The 21,281-nt window shown below is 41.7% G+C and carries 20 protein-coding genes; all 20 read left to right on the top strand.

The window, feature by feature from the left end:
• Positions 1 to 104 precede the first annotated feature (104 nt).
• The 20 genes from HPT25_RS18415 to HPT25_RS18510 all read left to right on the top strand — a co-directional run bounded on the left by HPT25_RS18415 (position 105) and on the right by HPT25_RS18510 (position 21,265).
• On the top strand, positions 105 to 1,283 hold the full coding sequence (locus HPT25_RS18415; RefSeq protein ID WP_173067454.1) for an acyl-CoA dehydrogenase family protein: 1,179 nt from the start codon (positions 105 to 107) through the stop codon (positions 1,281 to 1,283).
• A 112-nt stretch (positions 1,284 to 1,395) separates the two neighbouring features.
• Positions 1,396 to 2,160, top strand: a complete 765-nt coding sequence (locus HPT25_RS18420; protein ID WP_173067457.1) for a beta-ketoacyl-ACP reductase — start codon at positions 1,396 to 1,398, stop codon at positions 2,158 to 2,160.
• A 19-nt stretch (positions 2,161 to 2,179) separates the two neighbouring features.
• Positions 2,180 to 2,629 carry a MaoC family dehydratase N-terminal domain-containing protein gene (locus HPT25_RS18425; protein ID WP_173067459.1) on the top strand — a complete coding sequence of 150 codons (450 nt, stop codon included), beginning with the start codon at positions 2,180 to 2,182 and terminating at the stop codon, positions 2,627 to 2,629.
• Positions 2,626 to 3,027, top strand: a complete 402-nt coding sequence (locus tag HPT25_RS18430; RefSeq protein WP_173067462.1) for a MaoC/PaaZ C-terminal domain-containing protein — start codon at positions 2,626 to 2,628, stop codon at positions 3,025 to 3,027. The genes HPT25_RS18425 and HPT25_RS18430 overlap by 4 nt, the downstream gene beginning before the upstream one ends.
• Positions 3,028 to 3,339: 312 nt before the next feature.
• Positions 3,340 to 4,488, top strand: coding sequence for an acyl-CoA dehydrogenase family protein (locus HPT25_RS18435; protein ID WP_173067465.1), 1,149 nt, complete (start codon positions 3,340 to 3,342; stop codon positions 4,486 to 4,488).
• A 16-nt stretch (positions 4,489 to 4,504) separates the two neighbouring features.
• On the top strand, positions 4,505 to 5,686 hold the full coding sequence (locus tag HPT25_RS18440; RefSeq protein WP_173067468.1) for a thiolase family protein: 1,182 nt from the start codon (positions 4,505 to 4,507) through the stop codon (positions 5,684 to 5,686).
• Between the two features lie 159 nt (positions 5,687 to 5,845).
• Positions 5,846 to 6,220 (top strand): PaaI family thioesterase, encoded by a 375-nt coding sequence (locus HPT25_RS18445; RefSeq protein WP_173067470.1) that lies wholly within the window; start codon positions 5,846 to 5,848, stop codon positions 6,218 to 6,220.
• Between the two features lie 23 nt (positions 6,221 to 6,243).
• The gene (locus tag HPT25_RS18450; RefSeq protein WP_173067471.1) at positions 6,244 to 6,642 is read left to right on the top strand and encodes a PaaI family thioesterase; all 399 of its coding nucleotides are present in this window, start codon (positions 6,244 to 6,246) and stop codon (positions 6,640 to 6,642) included.
• Between the two features lie 237 nt (positions 6,643 to 6,879).
• Positions 6,880 to 8,085 (top strand): acyl-CoA dehydrogenase, encoded by a 1,206-nt coding sequence (locus HPT25_RS18455; RefSeq protein ID WP_173067473.1) that lies wholly within the window; start codon positions 6,880 to 6,882, stop codon positions 8,083 to 8,085.
• 17 nt (positions 8,086 to 8,102) lie between these two features.
• The gene (locus tag HPT25_RS18460) at positions 8,103 to 8,876 is read left to right on the top strand and encodes an SDR family oxidoreductase (RefSeq protein WP_173067475.1); all 774 of its coding nucleotides are present in this window, start codon (positions 8,103 to 8,105) and stop codon (positions 8,874 to 8,876) included.
• A 92-nt stretch (positions 8,877 to 8,968) separates the two neighbouring features.
• Positions 8,969 to 10,141 (top strand): thiolase family protein, encoded by a 1,173-nt coding sequence (locus HPT25_RS18465; RefSeq protein WP_173067478.1) that lies wholly within the window; start codon positions 8,969 to 8,971, stop codon positions 10,139 to 10,141.
• Between the two features lie 115 nt (positions 10,142 to 10,256).
• Positions 10,257 to 11,933, top strand: a complete 1,677-nt coding sequence (locus HPT25_RS18470; protein ID WP_173067481.1) for a long-chain fatty acid--CoA ligase — start codon at positions 10,257 to 10,259, stop codon at positions 11,931 to 11,933.
• Positions 11,934 to 12,023: 90 nt separating this feature from the next.
• Entirely contained in the window at positions 12,024 to 12,887 is an 864-nt protein-coding gene (locus HPT25_RS18475; RefSeq protein ID WP_173067484.1) for a branched-chain amino acid ABC transporter permease, read from the top strand.
• The gene (locus tag HPT25_RS18480) at positions 12,887 to 13,924 is read left to right on the top strand and encodes a branched-chain amino acid ABC transporter permease (RefSeq protein WP_173067487.1); all 1,038 of its coding nucleotides are present in this window, start codon (positions 12,887 to 12,889) and stop codon (positions 13,922 to 13,924) included. Before HPT25_RS18475 ends, HPT25_RS18480 begins: the two co-directional genes overlap by 1 nt.
• 2 nt (positions 13,925 to 13,926) lie before the next feature.
• Complete coding sequence (locus tag HPT25_RS18485; protein WP_173067490.1) at positions 13,927 to 14,694, top strand: ABC transporter ATP-binding protein; 768 nt, start codon at positions 13,927 to 13,929, stop codon at positions 14,692 to 14,694.
• Complete coding sequence (locus HPT25_RS18490) at positions 14,687 to 15,394, top strand: ABC transporter ATP-binding protein (protein WP_173067493.1); 708 nt, start codon at positions 14,687 to 14,689, stop codon at positions 15,392 to 15,394. Before HPT25_RS18485 ends, HPT25_RS18490 begins: the two co-directional genes overlap by 8 nt.
• Positions 15,395 to 15,484: 90 nt before the next feature.
• On the top strand, positions 15,485 to 16,705 hold the full coding sequence (locus HPT25_RS18495) for an ABC transporter substrate-binding protein (RefSeq protein ID WP_173067496.1): 1,221 nt from the start codon (positions 15,485 to 15,487) through the stop codon (positions 16,703 to 16,705).
• Between the two features lie 566 nt (positions 16,706 to 17,271).
• The gene (locus tag HPT25_RS18500; RefSeq protein ID WP_173067499.1) at positions 17,272 to 18,789 is read left to right on the top strand and encodes a long-chain-fatty-acid--CoA ligase; all 1,518 of its coding nucleotides are present in this window, start codon (positions 17,272 to 17,274) and stop codon (positions 18,787 to 18,789) included.
• Between the two features lie 43 nt (positions 18,790 to 18,832).
• A complete protein-coding gene (locus HPT25_RS18505; RefSeq protein ID WP_173067502.1) occupies positions 18,833 to 19,726 on the top strand; it encodes a R2-like ligand-binding oxidase in 894 nt (297 codons plus the stop codon).
• Positions 19,727 to 19,741: 15 nt separating this feature from the next.
• Entirely contained in the window at positions 19,742 to 21,265 is a 1,524-nt protein-coding gene (locus HPT25_RS18510; RefSeq protein ID WP_173067505.1) for an aldehyde dehydrogenase family protein, read from the top strand.
• Positions 21,266 to 21,281 lie beyond the last annotated feature (16 nt).

The raw sequence follows: 21,281 nt of genomic DNA on the forward strand, positions 1-21,281 counted from the left end.
GTATTTTCTGAAAGTTCGGAATAGAATTAAAGTGACATACCTACCGGTTGGTATGTAGAGTGAAATAGGCTGAAAATTTCTAGATTCTCTAAGGAGTGAATAGTATGGATTTGCGTTTATCAGATGAGCAAAAAATGGTGCAGCAAACCATTAGAAAGTTTGTAGAGAAGGAACTTATGCCACTTGAAAACGAGGTTCTAAGAAATGAGCGGGAAGGAAAACCAAGTCTACCTCCAGGAAAATTGAGAGACCTGCAATTTAAAGCAAAAGAGGCGGGTTTCTGGGGAATTAATACACCGGAAGAATATGGCGGAGCCAATCTTGGACAAATGATGATGGCAATTGTTCTTATGGAAGTTTCAAAAACATTTGTTCCGTTCTCATTTGGCGGTTCTGCAGATAACATTCTGTATTATGGAAATGAAGAACAAAAGAAAAAATATTTAATTCCAACTATTAATGGGGAAAAGAAATCATGCTTTGCGATGACTGAGCCTGGTGCCGGATCAGATACACAAAATATTAAGATGACCGCTGTCAAAGATGGTAACGATTGGGTTCTTAATGGTGAAAAAACTTTCATTACTGGTGGAAACGAAGCCGATTTCGTAATGGCAATGGCGATAACTGATAAAGAAATGCATCAAAATACAAAAGGGCGCGATGGGGTAACATGTTTCATTGTCGATCGCGATATGGGCTGGAAATCAGAGTTCATACATACAATGGGAGAATGGGGTCCAGCCGGATTAGTATTTGATAATGTCCGTGTTCCAGAGGAAAATATCCTTGGCGAATTACACAAAGGTTACAATCTTGGCTTGGAATGGATTGGGTTTGCTAGATGGGTTGTTGGAGCAAGAGCTGTCGGAACGGCAGAAAGGTTATTGCAAATGGCCATTGACTATGCAAAAGAACGTGTTACCTTTGGGAAACCAATTGCAGAACGTCAAGCCATTCAATGGATGATTGCTGATTCTGCAGTAGAAATTGAAGCAGCGAAATGGTTAGTGCTAAATGCCGCATGGACGCTTGATAACGGTGAAGACAACCGCCACCTAGCTTCGATGGCAAAATTATATGGAGCTAATATGGGGAACAGAGTAGTAGATCGAGTCATGCAAATCCATGGTGGGATGGGTTACACAAGGGAACTCCCAATTGAGCGTTGGTACCGAGAAGCTCGACTATGGAGAATTTACGATGGAACAGATGAAATTCAGCGCATGATTATTTCTCGTAACTTAATTAAGGGACATGTAAAAATTGGGCAGTATGTCTAAGAGGAATTTTGAAAGCGTTATCTAATATTTATTAACAAGAGGAAAGGTTAGGTTGAACATTTTCTGAACCCAACCCAATAAATGCAGAACAGATGTTTAGGAGGAGAAAACGATGGCAGGAAGATTTGCAGGAAAAGTAGCTTTTGTAACAGGTGGCAGCAGGGGAATCGGCAAAGGGATTGTTGAGCTTTTTGCAGAAGAAGGCGCAAAAGTGGCGATTATCGATTTAAATGAAGAAGCGTTAAGTGCAACGGCAAATGAATTAAGAGAAAAAGGTCATGAAGTATATGCCAAGGTTGCCAATGTGGTGGATGCTGAGCAAGTAGAAAGTGTCATGAAAGAGGTTTATGATTCTTTTGGATCCATTGACGTTCTGGTTAACAATGCCGGAGTCATACGCGATAATCTTTTATTCAAAATGACGGATGATGACTGGCAGACTGTGATGGATGTGCATTTAAAAGGATCATTCAATACTGCTCGTGCTGTACAAAAATATATGGTAGAGAAAAAGTATGGCCGGATTATTAATATTTCATCCACTTCTGCTCTTGGGAATCGCGGGCAGGCGAACTACGCTGCCGCCAAAGCAGGCCTGCAGGGTTTTACCAAAACATTGGCCATTGAGCTTGGCAGATATGGAATAACAGCAAATTCCGTCGCTCCCGGATTTATTGAAACCGATATGACGAAAGCAACTGCTGAACGAATTGGCATTTCTTTCGAACAGCTTATTCAAGCCAGCATTTCAAATATCCCTGTCGGCCGAAGTGGTAAACCAGAAGATATTGCAAATGCTGTTGCATTTTTTGCTGATGAAAAATCATCCTTTGTAAATGGTCAGGTTATTTATGTCGCTGGTGGTCCTAAATGTTAATCTGGGGAGGTGAAGGATCGTGTTTAAAGAGCAAATTGGCAAGCATTCGTCCAAAGTGAAAAATGTAGTAGAAAGAGGAGCAGTAAAGAAATTTGCTGAAGCTATTGGCGACTTGCATCCGATTTATTTCGATGAAGAAACTGGGCAAAAATCAAGGTATAAGCGAAATATAGCACCTCCAACCTTTCCAAGGGTATTAGACTACGGAGTCATTGAAGACTTACACTTGCCAAATAAAGGGTTGATCCATGGAGAACAAACCTTTCACTATAAGCGGCCATTATTTGTCGGTGAAGAAATTAACTGCTATTCACAAGTAAAAAATTATACCGAGAAAAAAGGGAATTTTGGCGAAATGGGTTTCTTGGTTGTTGAAAATGTCGGTGAAGACGCAGCTGGCAATGTCATATTTAATGCCACTTCAACTGTTATTATTTCAGAAGCAGTAAGGAAGGTGTTAGCGAAATGAGCACCATAACACATTTACAAGTGGGCGAGTTATTGAAGGATGTTATGCTAGAGCCCGTTTCAAGAATTGCTTTAATCAAATATGCCGGTGCATCCGGTGATTTTAACCCCATTCATACCATTGATGATGAGGCCGCCAAAGCAGGCCTTCCAGGAATTATTGCCCATGGGATGTGGACAATGGGAAATCTGGCAAAGTTGTTTACTGAATATTATGAAGAAGGATTTATTCAAGATTATTCCATTCGTTTTCGAAACATGGTATTTCTAAATGACGTCATTACCTTAAAAGGGATTTTAAAAGAAAAACAAGGAAATATATTGCATTTTGATGTCGTGGCTTTGAACCAAGACGAAAAAGAAGTATTAAAGGGCGATGTTGTTTATCATCTTTACTAACTGCAAAGAAAACCTTTAAATGAAAAAATGACCCGGCATTTATTGAGATTTTCCTGATGAATGCTGGGTTTATTGCTAAATTTATGGCATCCATCCTAAAATAGGGGATTTACATTAATTTCATACATATTGAATAGATTCATACATATCTTTCCAGAAGAACTAAAAATGAAAAATAGGATTGCAAAAGCAATCAGAATAAATCCAGAAGTAGATTTTGGCCATTTGTGTTCTGCCAAGAAACACAGTAGGAAAACTATTGAAACGGATTTTGTTTAAAAAGAGACGAGTACATTCTGAGGGGTGATGGTAATGAACTTTGAACTAGATGATGAACTGTTATTTTTAAAAAAGAATGTACGTGATTTTATTCAGACGGAAGTAGAAGCTGTTGCGATGCAAATTGAAGAAGATGACCGAATTCCCGATAAAGTTATATCACTTTCGAAAGAAATGGGATTGTTTGGATTAAGCATTCCTGAAGAATACGGAGGCCTTGGTATCAGTATGGTCGGGAAATGTGCATTATATGAAGAAATTGGCCAGACCCATAATGGTTACACCACATTAATCGGCGCCCATACTGGTATAGGATCTGTCGGCATTGTCGAAATGGGCAATGAGCAACAAAAGAGAAAGTATCTGCCTGATATGGCAAGCGGTGAACGAATTGGCGCATTTGCTTTAACTGAACCGGAAGCAGGGTCGAATGCTGCCAATTTGAAAACAACTGCAATGAAAAAAGGAGATAGATACATCTTAAATGGATTAAAGCATTATATTACCAACGCTACGGAAGCAAGTGTATTTACTGTCATGGCAGTTACGGATCCACAAAAAGGCGCCAAAGGGATTACGTCGTTTATTGTTGAAAAGGATTTTCCCGGCTTTAAGGTTGGGGCAGTGGAGAAAAAAATGGGTCTTAGAGGTTCACACTCTGCTGAACTCATATTTGAAGATTGCGAGGTGCCAGTTGAAAATGTCCTTGGTGTGGAGGGGCAGGGGTACACGAACGCTTTGAAAATTTTAGCAAACGGACGTGCTGGCTTGGCATCACGAAACCTTGGCTCCTGCCAAAAACTTCTCGATATGTCCACTAGATATGCTCTTCGTCGGGTTCAATTCGGTAAAACCATTATCAAAAACCAGGCGGTCAGCCACATGCTGGCAGAAATGGCGCTTGAAATTGAAGCGTTACGTTCGTTTACTTATCGTGTTGCCTGGATGGTCGATCAAGGGAAAAAAGTGATCAAAGAAGCCGCAATGCTGAAGCTTTATGGTTCGGAAGTGTATAACAGGGTTGCTGATAAAGCGGTGCAGGTACATGGGGGACTAGGTTATATTGCGGATTATCCGGTGGAACGTTTTTACCGAGATGCTAGGATTACGAGAATATATGAGGGAACCTCTGAAATTCAGAAAAATATCATTGCCGCCCAGTTAGAAAAAGAGTATAGCTGATAGGAGAGGGTTACAGATGGAGGATATTGTCATTTTAAGTGCTGTGCGAACGGCAGTCGGCAGATATGGAGGCGCATTAAAAAGTCTTAATTCGGGACAATTGGGGGCCATCGTGATTCAGGAGGCGGTGAAAAAAGCAGGCTTGACTAAGGATCAAGTTGCTGAAGTGATATTAGGGGAAGTTCGTCAGTCAACAGAATCGTCTAATGTTGCCAGAGTGGCAGCTTTAAGGGCTGGCCTGTCCGAAACAATTCCTGCATTTACGATTAACCGATTATGTGCATCCGGGATGCAGGCAATTGCATCAGCTGCCCAGCAAATTGCATTCGGGCAGGCTGATCTTGTCGTAGCAGGAGGAACGGAAAGCATGAGCAATGCCCCTATTTATTTAAGAAATACCCGTTTTGGAGGGGACAACGCAATGCTTGTGGACTCGAATAAGGAAGCAGGTCAACAGCCGAATGAAATCTACGGCAGTCATTTGGGGATGGGGATTACCGCTGAGAATGTCGCCGAAAGGTTTGCGATTTCCCGTGAGGACCAGGATGATTTTGCTTTGAAAAGTCAGCGAAGAGCTGCAGCGGCCTTAGAAGCAGGGCGTTTTCAGGAGGAAATTATTCCTATTACGGTAATGAATAAAAAAGGAGCGAATACGTTTGTGGTGGATGAACATCCTCGTCCGGAAACAACGATGGAAGCATTAACAAAGCTAAATCCGGTCTTTAAAGAAGACGGGACGGTGACTGCCGGAAATGCTTGCGGACGAAACGATGGTGCTGCTGCAATGGTTCTGACTTCAGCAAGTAAAGCAGGAAAACTTGGCATAAAGCCAATGGCTAAAATAGTTGATTGGACCGCTGCGGGAGTGTCACCTGAAGTAATGGGGATTGGACCGGTACCAGCGGTGAAAAAACTTCTGCAGCGAACAGGACTGACACTGGATGACATTGATCTATTTGAGTTGAATGAAGCATTTGCCTCACAAGCATTAGCCGTTATCCGGCTATTACACCTTGATCCATTTAAGGTAAATGTGAATGGTGGCGCCATCGCACTTGGCCATCCGCTTGGTGCAACAGGCGCCAAGATTTTAACGACTCTATTATTTGAATTAAAGCGCCGAAATGGAAAAAGAGGGATTGCGACCCTCTGTGTCGGCGGTGGACAGGGAATGGCCATGATGGTGGAAATAATCTAGTGATTGGGAAATTATTAAACATAACAAGTTTACGTAGAAAGTTTGGCTTTCTAATGACCAGAATCCATAAAATCCTAATATAAAATTATATAAAGTATTGAATCCCATTTTTAAATTTGATGGGATAGTACCAAATTCCTAATACGGAGGGATGGAAATATGAACTTACCCGAAACGAGATCCACCTTCTATGAATACATGGGGTTTAACAGTATCTTGGCGGATAGGTTTGAGTTGAAGTTGCCGCTGCAGTCTTTTTTATTACAGGATGATGGCATGATCCATCCCGGCGTATTTTCCACGATGCTCGATATTTCAATGGGGGCAACGGTATCACTTAAAACAAGCTCATTTGCAGCGACCATGAATTTGAACGTGTCATTCTTTGATCTTAATCCTAAAGCAGTGTACCATGCTGAAACAAAGATTTTGAATTGGGAAGGAAAATATGTCACAGCAGAAGGTTGTGTTTGTGATCAGGACGGCAATGTCATCGCCAAGGGGATGGGTACGTTTAAAACGAACCCGAAATAATACACAAATGGAGGTGGTGAATAGTGTCGCTAATCGAAACGGATGTATTTAGGTGGCTAAAAGCAAATCCCTTTTATCAGCATCTAGGTTTTGAGTTATTGAGTGATCAAGAGATAAATCTAAAACTGGTGATTAAACAAGATTTATTAAACACCAATAAAACGCTCCATGGCGGAGTTCATGCATCCATGCTTGATATGGTACAGACCATATTATTGCGCAGCCTTTATCAAAGCCACGTCATAGCGACAAATCAAGATATTCACTATTTTGCTCCATCCCGATCCGGGGAGCTTTTCGCTAAGGCAAAGGTTTTACAAAAAGGCTATAAAATAGCAACGACAGAGGCAGAAATAATAGATGAAAATAAAAAAGTAATTGCGAAAGGAACTGGGATTTACAGAATAAAAAGATTAGATTAATATAGTTTATTTTCTTATTTTGTAACTACTCTAATGATTGGTTCGAAAATATACAGTCAAGTTTAACAATACTATTTTTTAAGTGGGTTTCTACTATATGGGAACATTTTAAATTTGTAATATAGCTTTTAAAAATTTGTCGAAGAGCTAGTTATTGAATATTCTAAAAATATTCAATACTATTAAATTGTTAACATACCAACTAGTTAGTATGTAAAAAGTGGAGGAGTGATTTATTTGAATTTCGATTATTCCGCTAAAGTGAAAGATCTCCAGAAAAAACTAACAGAGTTTATGGACGAATATATTTATCCAAATGAACAGGTTTATCATGATCAAATTGATAAAAACGCTCCATTTTCAAAGATTCCTCCCATCATGGAAGAACTTAAAGATAAAGCTAAGCAAGCCGGATTATGGAATTTATTTTTACCAGAAAGTGAATATGGTGCAGGGCTGACAAACACGGAATACGCCCCGCTTTGCGAAATTATGGGCCGTTCCAGTATAGCTCCGGAAATATTTAACTGTGCTGCACCTGACACAGGCAATATGGAGGTTCTAGTCCGTTACGGAACAGAAGAACAAAAAGAAAAATGGCTGAATCCGCTTTTAAACGGCGAAATTCGTTCGTGTTTTTCCATGACGGAACCGGATGTTGCTTCCTCTGATGCAACAAATATTAGTGCAAGCATTATCCGTGAGGGTGATGAATATGTGATCAACGGGACAAAATGGTGGTCTTCAGGTGCAGGAGATCCCCGCTGCAAAATCGCTATTGTAATGGGGAAAAATGACCCGGATGCACCCTCACATGAACAGCAATCAATGATATTGGTGCCTCTTGATACAGAGGGAGTAACAATCAAACGGGTGCTGCCAGTATTCGGCTATGATCATGCACCGCATGGCCACGCGGAAATTGAATATAAAAACGTTCGAGTTCCCGCTTCCAATATGCTTTGGGGTGAGGGGAAAGGTTTTGCCATAGCCCAGGGCCGGCTGGGTCCAGGAAGAATTCATCATTGCATGCGAACGATTGGTGCTGCCGAGCGGGCCTTAGAAGAAATGTGTAAGCGCGTTCAAAGTCGTACAGCTTTTGGGAAAAAACTCGCACAGCAAGGTGTGATTCAACAATGGATCGCGGACTCGCGCATCGAAATTGAACAAGCAAGACTGCTTACATTAAAAGCTGCCTACATGATGGATACAGTTGGAAATAAAGATGCAAAGGCAGAGATAGCAATGATCAAAGTGATTGCTCCAAATATGGCATTAAAAGTCATTGACCGTGCCATACAAGCCTTTGGCGCCGCGGGTGTGAGTGATGATTTCCCGCTTGCAGCAAGCTGGGCCAATATTCGTACCTTAAGATTGGCAGATGGTCCCGATGAAGTGCATCGGAGGGCCATTGCCAGATACGAATTAAAAAAATACATGTGAGTCTAGGAGGAACATATATGCACGTAAGAGAGCTCTTTGATTTAACAGGAAAAGTAGCAATTGTCACGGGGGGCGGCCGCGGGCTTGGACAGCAAATCGCGGAGGGCTTTGCCGAAGCAGGTGCACATGTTGTGGTTTGTTCGAGAAAATTGGCGGCCTGTGAGGAAGTAAGCGAGGGTCTTAAAAAACTCGGTGTGGAAAGCCTAGCAATAAAATGTGATGTCACCAGTGCAGAAGACGTTAAAAATGTCGTTGAGAAGACAATGGAAAAATTCGGTCGGATCGATATTCTTGTTAACAACAGCGGTGCTTCATGGGGAGCACCGGTGGAAGAAATGCCGCTTGATGCCTGGCATAAAGTGATGGATACCAATGTAACCGGTACTTTCTTAATGTCCCAAGAAGTTGGTAAAGTGATGATCAGCCAAAAAGGCGGTAAAATTATCAATATTGCTTCCACAGCCGGACTTGGCGGCTCCAATCCAAAATTAATGAATGCTATAGGATATAACACCAGTAAAGGAGCCGTTATTACGTTTACGAAGGATTTGGCGACAAAATGGGGGCATCATGGAATCTATGTGAATGCCATTGCCCCAGGTTTTTTTCCAACCAAAATGTCAAATGTTCTACTTGAACGCGGAGGAAAGGAAATTCTTGAGGGCACCCCGCTTAGAAAATTTGGTTCGGATTCAGATCTGAAGGGTGTGGCTTTATTTTTAGCTGCACCAGCTTCCGACTTTGTGACTGGGGATGTTGTCGTTGTCGATGGAGGCGCACATGTCATGTAGGATTAGCAGATTCATAGATAATTAGATCGGATAAACGGGAATAATGCTAGTTTGATATTTCAAATCCATTCCAGAAGGAGTGTCTGTCAATCATGAACAGAGATGCAGTTATAGTTTCTGCCGTCCGTACAGCAATCGGCAGGCAGGGGAGCGCCCTTGCAAGCGTACCGGCCCATATATTGGGGGCTGAAGTGATAAAGGAAGCTGTGAAACGGGCAAAAATTAAACCGGAAATGATTGATGATTGTATATTCGGAAATGTGTTATCAGGGGGCGGCAATATTGCCAGATTAACCGCCCTTCAGACTGGATTGTCTCTCGATTTGCCAGGGTTGACGGTTGACAGGCAGTGTGGGTCAGGCATTAATGCAATCAATTTGGCGGCACAGGCGATTCGTGCTGGTGATGGGGACATTTATGTAGCAGGAGGAACGGAAAGCATGAGCCGGGCACCGTACTTAATGGACCGTCCAGAGAAGCCGTACAGCCCGGCGCCGCCAAGTTTCAAAAAGTCACAGTTGTCTCCTAAGGAAATCGGTGATCCACCTATGGGCATAACAGCTGAAAACCTGGTGAAAACTTATCATATTTCAAGGGAAGAACAGGATGAGTTTGCCTTAAGAAGCCAGCAGCGTATGGCACTTGCCATGGAGGAACGCAGATTTGATGAGCAGCTTGTACCAATTACAATACCTGTGAAAAAGGGTGAGCCAGTGGTGTTTAAAACGGATGAACATCCAAGACCCCAAACGACTCTGGAAGGATTGGCAAAGCTGCAGCCTGCCTTTTTACAAGGGGGTACGGTAACTGCAGGGAATAGTTCAGGATTGAATGATGCTGCAGCGGCACTTGTGATTATGTCGAGGGAAAAGGCTGAAGAATTAGGGTTAACACCACTGGCGGTTATTCGTGATTATGCTGTAGCAGGTGTTGATCCCAATATCATGGGGATTGGCCCAGTACCAGCAGTTCGAAAAGTGCTGGAAAAGTCCGGTTTGGCTATGGAAGATATGGACTTAATTGAAATAAATGAAGCATTTGCTGCACAGGTGCTAGCCTGCCAACGTGAACTTGAAATGAATATGGACAAAGTGAACGTAAATGGAGGAGCTATCGCCCATGGCCACCCGCTCGGAGCAACAGGTGCAATCCTCGCTACAAAAGCAATCTACGAACTGAAACGGTCAGGCGGAAGATATGCACTAATCACAGCCTGTATTGGCGGTGGCCAGGGAATTGCTACCATAATTGAGCGTGAAAATTAAACTCATGGTGACAGGCACTAATAGGTAATCTTTTTAGATATGATTTTAAATGGAATTCCTAAAAATGACAACGCTTCCAATAAAGCGAATATTCGAGTTAATAGGAGAGGTGCAGATGCAGACAATTCACTATGAATTTTGGCCGAAAATCTCAAAATCTCTGAAGGTCCCAGCTACATCTTTATATGACAACCTAAAAGTCAGTGCCGCTCGATACCCTGACCAGGATGCGATTTTTTATTATGGCAATAAACTTTCTTATAAGCAATTGGATGAGGAAGTAAATGCTTTAGCAGGCTACCTGGAACATAAGCTCGGGGTAAAAAAAGGCGATAAAGTTTTGTTGTTTATGCAGAACTCTCCGCAATTTGTGATCGGTTTTTATGCCATTTTACGAGCAAATGCAGTTGTCGTGCCGATTAATCCAATGCTTGTTGCCAGCGAACTGGAATTTTATATCCGGGATTGCGAAATAAAAACAGCTATTGCTGGACAAGAATTATACGATCGCATCCAGCCGCTGTTGGGAAGAACCAGCCTTGAAAATTTGGTAATTTCAGCCTATTCCGATTATAAAGGGGAAGGGTATGAAAAAATGCTGCCAAAAGAGGTGGTGCAGCCTAGAATTGCTTATTCTGAAGCGAACCACCATCTCTGGATCAATGCGATGGAAGCAAGTCTTATTCCATCGAATCATACAGCAACAGGCGATGATCTGGCGGTCCTTCCTTATACATCAGGGACAACAGGTTTGCCAAAGGGATGTATGCATACGAATAAGACAGTTAATGCCAATACAGTAGGTGCCAATCATTGGTCATCAGCTACTCCCAACGCAATCCATCTGATGACGCTGCCGCTTTTTCATGTAACTGGGATGGTACACAGCATGCACATGCCTATTTTCAGTGGCGGTACAATCGTCATCATGACAAGATGGAATCGAGATACTGCCGTAGAATTGATTAAAACACAAGGCTGTACCCATTGGGTGACGATTGCTACTATGATTGTTGATTTTCTTGCTAATCCAAATTTAAATCCGAAAGATATCGCTACCTTAATATCGCTCTCCGGAGGTGGTGCAGCCTTACCTGAAGCAGTCGGTGAAAAACTATTAAAACTGACGGGCTTACGGTTTGTTGAAGGCTACGGACTTTCGGAAACGATTGCTCAGACCCACTTTAACCCGCCAGATAGGCCAAAAATGCAATGTCTAGGTATTCCTTCGTTTGATGTCGATTCACGAATCATTGATCCAGCAACTGGAAGGCAGCTCGGGGTAAATGAAGTAGGTGAAATAATTGTCAATGGTCCGCAGGTAATGGTTAGCTATTATAACCGTGACGAGGAGAACCGGAATTCCTTTATTGAAATTGAGGGAAAGAAATTTTTCCGAACCGGTGATATCGGACGCTTTGATGAGGAAGGTTATTACTTCATCGTGGATCGGGTAAAAAGAATGATCAATGCATCCGGATTTAAAGTATGGCCTACCGAGGTAGAGTCCTATTTATATAAGCATCCGGCTATCCAACAGGCATGTGTTGTTGGTGTGCCCGACTCAAGAAGAGGAGAAACAGTCAAAGCGTTTGTCATCTTAAATGAGGGTTATGAAGGAGAAGTAACGGAAGAAGAGATCATGGAATGGGCAAAAGAGCATATGGCCGCTTATAAGTACCCTAGGATCATCGAGTTTCGTAAGGAATTTCCTATGACCTCAAGCGGCAAAATCTTATGGCGCACTCTGCAGGAAGAGGAAAAAACAAAAGCTAAAAAAACTGTACAGTAATGTTAATATGGGGCTGGCCATAAGGAAAGCCCCTATAGTAGAAAAAAATCAATAGGTCTAGTTGTGTGAAAAAATTTGAAGGGGGACGCTATGGAGATTTTCGCTCAGCAGCTGTTTAATGGCCTTACAATAGGAAGTGTGTATGCTCTTGTGGCTTTAGGCTTAACACTTGTTTATGGAATCCTGCACATTCCCAATTTTGCACATGGATCTTTATATATGATGGGCGGTTACATAACCTACACAATGATGACAAAATTCGGCCTTGAATATTGGGCTGCCATTTTCGTTTCCATGTTGGCAGTTGGTCTGATTGGTGTCTTAATGGAAAGACTCGTTTTCCACCCTCTTCGCGAGGCACCGCCAATTCATGATAAAATAGCTGCCATTGGCATTCTCTTATTCTTAGAATCACTCGCACAATACATCTGGGGACCCGAGTATCAGAGCATGCCAACTCCATATGGAAATGTTGTGAAATTCCTGGGATTAACACTAACCATGCAGCGGATCTTAATTATTGTGGCAGCAGTGGTGGTCATGGTCCTATTATATTTGTTTTTGAAAAAGACATTTAAAGGTGCAACGATCATCGCGATGTCGCAAAATCGTGACGGAGCCAATCTTGTCGGAGTTAATACCAATAAAGTTGCCATGCTGACCTTTATGATTTCAGGAGCGTTAGCCGCAATTGCTGCCTCATTATCTTCCCCTATTAATCTAGTCTTTCCAGGGATGGGACAACTAGTGATTTTAAAAGCATTCGTTATCATCATCCTGGGCGGTATGGGAAGCATCCCAGGAGCAATTGTTGGTGGATATATTCTTGGTTTTAGCGAAAGTCTTGGCGCAACGTATATTTCCAATGACTATAAAGACCTTATAGCCTTTGTCCTTCTTGTGATTATTTTAACTGTTAAACCAACAGGTTTGTTTACTAAGGGGGGGCAATAATGTCAAAACTTTTAAACAAAAAAATAGGGATACCGCTTGCAATCGTATTGGCCGTCATTTTTCCGCTAACCACTCAGAATGATTATCTAACACATGTTATGACACTAAGTTTTATTTGGATGATTGGCGTTTATGGCTTAAATTTACTGGCAGGATATACTGGTTACCTCTCATTGGCACATGCTGGTTTTTTTGCTATCGGGGCTTATTCTCTCGGATTATTAACTGTAAAAGCAGAGATGAATTTTTGGCTGGCACTAGTCCTTTCATTGCTGATTACGGGTGTCATTGGATTATTGGTAGGTTTGATCGCATTGCGCACAAAAGAACATTTCTTTGCGATCTACACATTATGCTTAGGCTACATTATATACTTGATTATCAATCAATGGGACAGCTTAACGGAAGGTGTACGCGGCCTCATTGGCATCCCAGCCCCAGCAAATATCGGACCGATCAAATTCGAAACCGAGCAGGCCCAATATTATTTCGTTCTATTTTTTTTACTCCTCGTTGTATTCATCATGTATCGAATCATTCATTCATTGTCAGGCAGAACCTTTATTGCGATCCGCAATAGTGAAGTGCTGGCACAAACCATCGGGATTTCCACAATGAGAAACAAATTAATAGCATTTGTCCTTTCCACCATATTTGCCGGTCTTTCTGGTGCTCTATATGCTTCATTTGTCCGCTTTATTGGGCCGGATATTGGCTCGATTTCGACCATCTTTGATTTATTAACATATCTGTTGGTCGGCGGTATCGGTACATTGAGTGGTCCGATTGCTGGCACTCTGTTAGTTGTTTGGCTTTCCCAGCAACTTCAAAGTTTTCAAGAATACCGTATGCTGATTTTTGGCCCGATTTTAACATTGATCATCATCTTTTATCCTCGTGGGATTGTCGGAGCGTTTTCAAGTCTGTTTATGAAGCGACAATCTAAAAGTGAAGCGAATGACAGGGATTCACGCAGTAAAGGACCGGCGTTTTCCGAGGCCGAGATCCTTCAAGAACAGCAGGTCAAGGAGGGCTAAGTATGGCTTTTTTGGAAACGAAACAGTTAACAAAGCGATTCGGAGGATTGATTGCCGTTAACCAGGTTGATTTCGAAATTGAAAAGGGAAAAATTAACGCAATCATTGGTCCAAATGGTGCGGGAAAATCAACTTTTTTTAACATAATTAGCGGCTTTCATCGCCCAAGCTCAGGCCAGGTTATTTTTAAAGATCAGGATATTAGTAAAATGCCGTCTAATAAAATTGCTGGACTGGGTGTTGCCCGTACATTTCAATCGACCAATTTGTTCGAGCAAGCAACAGTTCTAGATAATGTGATCATCGGACACCGCTTACGAACAAAGTCCAACCTGCTGGATGCCATTTTTCGCACGCCAAGACTGAAAAGAGAAGAAGCACTGTGTCGCGATAAAGCAATGGAAGTATTGGAATTTGTTGAATTAAAGAATGTTGCAGGTAAATTGGTAGGTGGTTTAACACAAGAAGAGAAAAAAAGGACAGCATTTGCACTTGCGCTGGCAACAGAACCGGAAATTGTTTTCCTTGATGAACCTGCAGCAGGTGTGAACCCTGATGAGACAGAAGGGCTTGCGCAATTAATGAAGAAGATGGTGTTAAAAGGCATTACCATTTGTTTGATTGAACACAAAATGCAAATGATTATGAAGATTGCTGATAAAATCATGGTTTTGAATTATGGTGAAAAAATCGCTGAAGGAAACCCGGATGAAATTCGAAATAATGAAACCGTGATAAAGGCGTATCTGGGGGGAAGTGCCAGTGCTTAAACTAACCAATGTCTCAGTAAAATATGGCAGCTATACGGCGGTACATGACGTCAATATCGAAGTACAACATGGGGAGATCGTTGTGTTGTTGGGTGCCAATGGCGCAGGTAAAACAACCATTTTTCGCACTATTAGCGGCTTAAGCAAGCCATCTACAGGAGAGATTTCTTTTGAAGGAGTCAAGGTAAATAAGTGCTCGGCAGATCAAATTGTCCGCCTGGGAATTGGTCAATGTCCTGAAGGAAGAAAGCTATTTCCACAAATGACAGTACAGGAAAACCTGAAAATGGGAGCCTATGTTCATCGAAGAAATAAGGAGGGGATCAAACAATCCCTTGAGCATGTATACGAATTATTCCCCATTTTGAAGGAGAAAAGGAATGACCCAGCTGGGTCTCTTAGCGGCGGACAGCAGCAAATGGTAGCGATTGGAAGGACATTAATGTCAAAACCAAAATTGATGCTGCTGGATGAACCATCCATTGGCTTAGCCCCATTAATTGTCGAGCAGATGTTTGAAATTATTCAAAAAATAAATCGAGAAGGCACGACGATTCTGTTGGCAGAACAAAATGCCAATGCTGCATTGAAAATTGCTGATAAAGGCTATGTGTTTGAAAATGGTTCCATGGTCCTTCAAGGCTCGTCAGAAGAATTATTTGCTAATGATAAGGTGAGGAAGGCCTATATTGGCGCCTAACAGTCAGATGAAGCTTCCTATTAAGGGGGTGGTGGGCAGATATTTGTCGAGTTTGGATTCTGAAGATTCCGATAATATAGGAGGTTACAAATGAAAAAGTTGAAATCTTTGTTCACGATCGGGTTTATTTTCGTCATGATTTTTAGTCTTGCTGCCTGTAATAGTTCGGGCGATAAGGCAGCGAATACGCAACCAGCCTCTGGGGGAAGCGGGGGCGGTTCAGATACAGCCGGAACCGTAAACATTGGTTTTACTGGGCCATTGAGCGGACCTGCAGCATTTTATGGAAAACGTACATTAAACGGGATTCAAATGGCTGCAGATGATATAAATAACGCTGGCGGTTTTGAAGTAGGCGGTAAAAAATATAAATTGAATATTGTGTCATTGGATGATAAATATCTGCCTAATGAAGCCGGGGCAAATGCCAAACGTTTAGTTCAAGAAAATAAAACACCGATCATTTTTGTACCACATAGCGGTGGTGTATTTGCACTGCAAGTATTCAACCAGCAAAGCAAATTTATTATTGGTGCCTACACAAGTGAACCAAAGATTACTCAAACTGGAAACAAATTAACAGTACGTATACCTCCTGCATATGATGGATATCTACAACCTTTTACTGACTATGAAATGAATAAATTCGGCAAGAGAATTGCTTTTCTTCCGACTAATTCACAGTATGGAAAGGATTGGTCTTCTAAACTGAAACCATTCTGGGAAAAGCAAGGCGGAAAAGTCGTATTTAATTCATCGATTGATTTTACAAAAGATACTGATTTCTTCACGATCGTTACCAATGCCTTAAAAACAAAACCGGATGTATTATTTATTGGCGGTGCCTCTGAGCCGACAGCTAAAGTGGCCAAGCAGGCAAGGGAGCTTGGATTTAAAGGCGGGTTCATTATTATGGACCAGGCAAAACTGGACGAAATGAAAACAGTGACTGGCACATATGATCTATTAAACGGATCTATCGGTGTGATGCCGTTAGTAGAAGATACAAGTATGCAGGCTGTTCCTGATTTTGAGAAGAAATATAAAGCAAAATATGGAGAAGATGCTGGCTCTGAAGCTGGTCTAAACTATATCGCCACCTATGCTTTTGTTGAAGCTATGAAAGCAGCGGGTACTGTTGACGATACGCAAAAGATTCGAGATCATATGCAAGATGGATTAACCAACTTACCTGATAGTGCCAAGATTTATGACATTCCAAAAATCGATGGTAACGGCGGCTTCGTTGGAAACTTGGAGATAGCTTCGGTCGAAGATGGAAAAATAGTTCCAATCAAAGTTAGTAAATAGTAGATTTGAGAAACGTCTCGGCTTGATGATGCAATTGGAATGCAGCCGAAATAAACATTTTTATACTAGGATAAAAATAGGATACAGGGGCAGGGAAAAGTTTCCTTGCTCTTTTATTATTTTTAAAGGAAAATTTTAAAAGATAACCAAGAAATTTGTCTAATGGTAGTTGTTGAACATTCCAAAAATTTAGTTTATATTATGAATGGTACTAACATACTAACTAGTTAGTAGAAAAGGAGCGTGTTAATGGAGAGTCATAAATTTTAGCGAAAAAATGATAGCGATTACAAATGCATGCGATCTTCCTCGTCAAATTACCCGATTTCGTCTTTTGCCATGCCAAATGCAACAAGATGATTCTCCAGACCATAAAGATTTTTGCAAAAAATTTTTCGGAAAAATATTTAGATATATATTTCTCATAAAATGGCTAGGTTTGCAATATAGTCATAAATAGATTGGTCACCCCCACTTCATTTTATGAATAACCAAAAACTATCTATTAGAGCAAGTATTTGATCTTTGCTTTCTATGTTCTTTCTGTTTTAAAAGGAGTGGATGGAATGAAGCTAAGAGACCTGCTTGATCAAAACATATCCGAGTTCGGGGCGTATCCCTTATTATTTTTTAAAGAGAAAACCTTCACAAATGTCGAGATCAGACAATACGCCGACCAATTTGCTGCAGGTCTTCTGAAGCTAGGGGTAGAAAAAGGCGATCGTGTGATCGTTTGCATGCCCAATTGTCCTGAAGTGATCATTGCCTATCAAGGTATTTCGAGGGCAGGGGGGATCATTGTTCCTGTTATGTTTACGCTTCATCCGAAAGAACTGTATTATATTGCCTTAAATTCAGGGGCAAAAGCAGTCATTACCTCAACATATGTTCTCCCAAACGTTCAAAAATCACTTGAAGGCTTGACAATGGTTCCGAATTTAATACTAGTTGAACAGCCAACAAACGATTCCGCGATCCATTTCTACGATGTGATGATGCAAAACGGATTTAATCCTTCAATTGATGAAACACCTGAGGATACAGCTGTTATTTTATATACTTCCGGCACGACAGGAAATCCAAAAGGGGTTTTATTAACCCATAAAAATTTATATTCGAATGCTAATAACTCGGCAAAACATAGTCAGACGGAACGTGGAACGACGCTGGGAGTTCTGCCGTTTGCCCATGTTTATGGGTTAACAGTCTCCAACATCTCTCTTTTAACTGGCAGCTCCATCGTGATATTCCCAAACTTTGATATAACAGAAGTTTTTAAAGCAATTGAGAAATATCAGGTTAAGAGTTTTTCTGCTGTTCCTACGATGATCCATGCAATGCTTTCCTATCCGTATGCAGGTGATTATGACACCTCCAGTCTTGAATCAGTAGGATCTGGATCAGCACCTCTTCCTGTTGCCTTGATTTATGCTTTCGAGAAACAGTTTGGTGCCAAAGTATATGAGGGATATGGGCTATCTGAAGCGGCACCAATTGTAACGGCACATCGCAAAGGAATGGAAATAAAACCAGGTTCTGTTGGGATCCCGATTCCCGGAGTGGAAGTAAAAATAGTCGATGAAAATGGGGCAGAGGTGCCAACAGGTGAAGTGGGTGAATTGCTTGTCCGTGGTGACAATGTTACACCAGGTTACTATCAAAATGCAGAAGAGACTTTGCGAGTCTTAAAGGATTCGTGGTTATATACAGGTGATATGGCTCGGGTCGATGATGAAGGCTATCTATATATTGTCGATCGGAAAAAAGATTTAATTATCCGCGGCGGCTTTAATCTGTATCCTCGTGATGTGGAGGAAATCCTGAACACCCATGAAGCTGTGGCAGAAGTAGCTGTAGTGGGTGTTCCAGATAAACGGATGGGCGAAGAAATGGTGGCATGTGTCGTCAGCAAATCAGGTGTTTCAGCAACAGAGGAGGAATTAATTCGTTATTGCCAAGAACATCTTGCGAAAAATAAATCACCAAGACATGTGGTATTTCTTGAATCACTTCCAAGAAATGGTGTCGGTAAAGTTTTAAAAACTCATCTTAGAAATACAGTTGCACAAATGATGATTCAGTAACTAGCAAATATAACATAAAGTTCATGTTGAAGGGAGAATGTTTATGGTGAAAAGAACGATGTTAACAACCAGCAGCAGAGGCTTACTTGAGGATTCCTTTCCGTACAGGCTATATCAAAAAGCGAAAAGAGTGGGGACATGGAACCCTGCTGACATTGATTTAAGTCAGGATCAAAAAGACTGGAAAAACATGGGGCAAGAGCAGCAGGAGGATATCTTGAGGTTAATTTCCCAGTTTCAGGCTGGAGAAGAAGCTGTCACGCTGGATCTTCTGCCATTAATCATGGCGATTGCAAAGGAAGGGCGACTGGAAGAAGAGATGTTTTTAACAACATTTCTATATGAGGAGGCAAAACATACAGAGTTTTTCCGACTTGTCCTTAATGCTATAGGTGAGCGTGGGGATTTATCCCATTTCCATACGGAAACGTATAAAAAGGTATTCTATGAGATCCTGCCAACCACCATGGCGAGACTTGAAACGGATCAATCACCAGAAGCGATTGCTGAAGCATCGGTTGTGTATAACATGTTTGTCGAAGGTGTTTTAGCAGAGACGGGGTATTATTCCTTCTACGCTGCACTGGAAACTGCCGGTATAATGCCAGGGCTTTTAGAGGGAATTGGGAATTTAAAACGTGATGAATCAAGGCACATCGGTTACGGCACATTTCTCTTGCAACGTTTAATTTGCGAACATCCGAATCTCTATGAATTGATCACAGCTAAAATGGGAGAATTGGCACCTCTTGCCATATTGCTTAACCAGGAGGGAACAAAAGGTAGAGAAATGACATCATTCGGTGGAAATCCTGATGAGGTTATGAATTTTACCATGAAACAGCTGGCCGTCAGAATGGAAGTGCTGGCAAGGGCACAAGGGAAGAAAATTGAAGAAATCTATCGGGTCACAGAAAAGGAAATGGGAGTCATTTAAAAGGAGGCAATACCAATGGCAGTACAGGTCGATGTTCAAACATTTTTCCATTTTATTAATGGACAATGGGTACCAGCTTCTAATAATGAAACATTTGATGTGATGAATCCGGCAACAGGCAAACTGGTGGCAAAGGTAGCGAAAGGAACTGCTGAAGATGTGGACAGTGCCGTGAAGGCAGCACGTTCTGCGTTTGATCAAGGCGACTGGAAAAACATGAAGCCAAATGACAGGGCTAATGTACTCTATGCTATTTCTTATAAAATTGCTGAACATGCCCAAGAGTTAGTATATCTTGAATCAATCAGTTCAGGAGGAACGGTAAGACGAATTAGCAACATCGATGTATTACAAATGGTAGATTTGTTTCAAACTTTAGCTAAATTTACTCTTGAATACCCATTTTCAGAAACATTGCCTGTGCCTCCATTCCCGGGGCCCGCACATAATTTTGTTTGGCGTGAGCCAATTGGAGTTTGTGCTGCTGTCACCCCATGGAATCTGCCTATGTGGATTGCCACGTGGAAAATTGCCCCTGCATTGGCAATGGGGAATACCATTGTAGTAAAGCCAGCAAGTTACACACCTTTATCCACTTTGAAACTGGCTGAAATTATTTCTGAAGTGGTACCGCCAGGAGTCATTAACGTTGTTACTGGACCTGGGGCGGAGGTAGGTGAGACACTTGTTACCCATCCTCAGGTAGATAAGGTTGCTTTTACCGGCTCAACTGAAGTGGGTAGAAGGATCATGGAACTTGCTGCTAGGTCGATTAAAAAGACAACACTTGAACTGGGAGGAAAATCTCCAAATATTATTTTAGAGGATGCCGATCTAAACATTGCCTTACCTGGAAGTTTATTAGGTGTATTCCTGCATTCCGGCCAGCTTTGTGAATCTGGTACCCGGCTATTTGTCCCAGATAAACTATATGACCAAGTGGTGCAAGGGCTTGTCACATTAGCTGGAAAAATAAAAGTAGGAAATCCTCAGGACCAGATGACAGATATGGGACCTATAATTTCGAAAAAACAAAAAGAAACCATTCTTAATTACATTCAAGCAGGTAAACAGGAAGGGGCTGTACTAGCATGTGGCGGCAAGGAAGTTACTGTACCTGGATGTGAGGAAGGTTTTTTTATTGAGCCAACTATTTTTACAAATGTTACGAATGATATGAAAATTGCCCAAGAGGAAATCTTCGGGCCAGTCCTGTGTGTGATTCGATATTCTCACATAGATGAGGCAATCCACTTAGCCAATGATACTATTTTTGGGTTGGCTGCCGGAGTTTGGACTCGCGATGTCAACAAAGCTTATGAGGTTGCGAGGAAGCTACAGGCTGGCACCGTTTGGATCAACGACTGGCACATGCTCCGCAACGATGCGCCATTTGGCGGATATAAACAAAGTGGCATTGGCAGGGAAATGGGTAAGTATTCACTTGATGAATATACACAATTGAAACATGTGCATACATCCATGGTTCCTGAGCTGGAAAGACGCAGCTGGTACGGAGTTCTGTTTGGTCAAAACTAGGGAAGAGGTGGAGATG

Origin of the sequence: Neobacillus endophyticus (genome assembly GCF_013248975.1) — a bacterium.
Lineage (GTDB): Bacteria > Bacillota > Bacilli > Bacillales > Cytobacillaceae > Neobacillus > Neobacillus endophyticus.

Coding starts and splice junctions, on each gene's coding strand:
- HPT25_RS18485 (WP_173067490.1), top strand. CDS start 13,927: ATGGCTTTTTTGGAAACGAAACAGTTAACAAAGCGATTCGGAGGATTG.
- HPT25_RS18495 (WP_173067496.1), top strand. CDS start 15,485: ATGAAAAAGTTGAAATCTTTGTTCACGATCGGGTTTATTTTCGTCATG.
- HPT25_RS18460 (WP_173067475.1), top strand. CDS start 8,103: ATGCACGTAAGAGAGCTCTTTGATTTAACAGGAAAAGTAGCAATTGTC.
- HPT25_RS18440 (WP_173067468.1), top strand. CDS start 4,505: ATGGAGGATATTGTCATTTTAAGTGCTGTGCGAACGGCAGTCGGCAGA.
- HPT25_RS18475 (WP_173067484.1), top strand. CDS start 12,024: ATGGAGATTTTCGCTCAGCAGCTGTTTAATGGCCTTACAATAGGAAGT.
- HPT25_RS18445 (WP_173067470.1), top strand. CDS start 5,846: ATGAACTTACCCGAAACGAGATCCACCTTCTATGAATACATGGGGTTT.
- HPT25_RS18470 (WP_173067481.1), top strand. CDS start 10,257: ATGCAGACAATTCACTATGAATTTTGGCCGAAAATCTCAAAATCTCTG.
- HPT25_RS18420 (WP_173067457.1), top strand. CDS start 1,396: ATGGCAGGAAGATTTGCAGGAAAAGTAGCTTTTGTAACAGGTGGCAGC.
- HPT25_RS18415 (WP_173067454.1), top strand. CDS start 105: ATGGATTTGCGTTTATCAGATGAGCAAAAAATGGTGCAGCAAACCATT.
- HPT25_RS18465 (WP_173067478.1), top strand. CDS start 8,969: ATGAACAGAGATGCAGTTATAGTTTCTGCCGTCCGTACAGCAATCGGC.
- HPT25_RS18480 (WP_173067487.1), top strand. CDS start 12,887: ATGTCAAAACTTTTAAACAAAAAAATAGGGATACCGCTTGCAATCGTA.
- HPT25_RS18510 (WP_173067505.1), top strand. CDS start 19,742: ATGGCAGTACAGGTCGATGTTCAAACATTTTTCCATTTTATTAATGGA.
- HPT25_RS18500 (WP_173067499.1), top strand. CDS start 17,272: ATGAAGCTAAGAGACCTGCTTGATCAAAACATATCCGAGTTCGGGGCG.
- HPT25_RS18435 (WP_173067465.1), top strand. CDS start 3,340: ATGAACTTTGAACTAGATGATGAACTGTTATTTTTAAAAAAGAATGTA.
- HPT25_RS18505 (WP_173067502.1), top strand. CDS start 18,833: ATGGTGAAAAGAACGATGTTAACAACCAGCAGCAGAGGCTTACTTGAG.
- HPT25_RS18430 (WP_173067462.1), top strand. CDS start 2,626: ATGAGCACCATAACACATTTACAAGTGGGCGAGTTATTGAAGGATGTT.